The following is a 741-nucleotide window of genomic DNA, read 5'->3' as shown; positions in this document are numbered from 1 at the left end:
CTCGATCACACCGCAGGTGGTCAACGCAGGTGCGACCCGCGGAAAGATCGGCATCCCGTGCGGCGAGTGCCCGACAAAGTTTTTCCTCGTGTATCTGACTGGTAATTCGCTGATTGACCAGTGGTACACATCCGGAGTGAATCGAGCACCTCATGGCAGACTCGGAAGTGCGGGTACCTCCAGCTCGGGTGGGACGATCATTGATCCCGGCCGGTTACCCGACGGCACGCAGCGGACACGGTCGGTTGAGCATGACGGGTGCGATCCTAGGGGGTTTGAGTGGAACTCAAGTGGCAGCCTTGAATATTACGTCGATGTTTCCTACTACGCTAACGGCGAAAGTCGAAATTTCTGTATTCATATCGACGGGGTCGCCTATCCGCCAGGTTGTACCGCGTGGCTTCATGGGAGTGATTGGCCAAACGATACTGAGTATAGATTTTGCGAAGAAAGAACCAACATTCCGACGCCCTGTGGCGGCTCTTGGACCTATGTGCGCCGCTGCTGGACCGAATGGTACATCAACGACTTATTCTATACATACGCCGAGGGTCAGAGGTCAACTTCCACCAACGGCCAGTATGGGGCGGAGTACACCACGGCCATGTTGACCGCGCTGGTTTCCTCGTTGGTGCGTGAGCGTCTTCCCGCCACCATGGACGACGCCCTGGCATATGAGGGCACTCCGATGGCGGCCAACGACCTTGCTTCCGACGAATCCTGCGCCAGCGCAATCGGCTG

The 741-nt window shown here is 57.4% G+C and carries 1 protein-coding gene; it reads left to right on the top strand.

The genetic code is table 11. The features are described from left to right. Window positions 1–493 precede the first annotated feature (493 nt). Window positions 494–741, top strand: a 248-nt coding sequence (locus G4L39_RS13405; RefSeq protein ID WP_165108935.1) for a hypothetical protein, incomplete at its 3' end; no start/stop codon positions are given.

The sequence above is a fragment of the Limisphaera ngatamarikiensis genome (assembly GCF_011044775.1).
Classification (GTDB): domain Bacteria; phylum Verrucomicrobiota; class Verrucomicrobiia; order Limisphaerales; family Limisphaeraceae; genus Limisphaera; species Limisphaera ngatamarikiensis.
The sequence above is the reverse complement of the archived record's forward strand: the minus strand, read 5'-3'. Positions and strand labels throughout refer to the sequence as shown.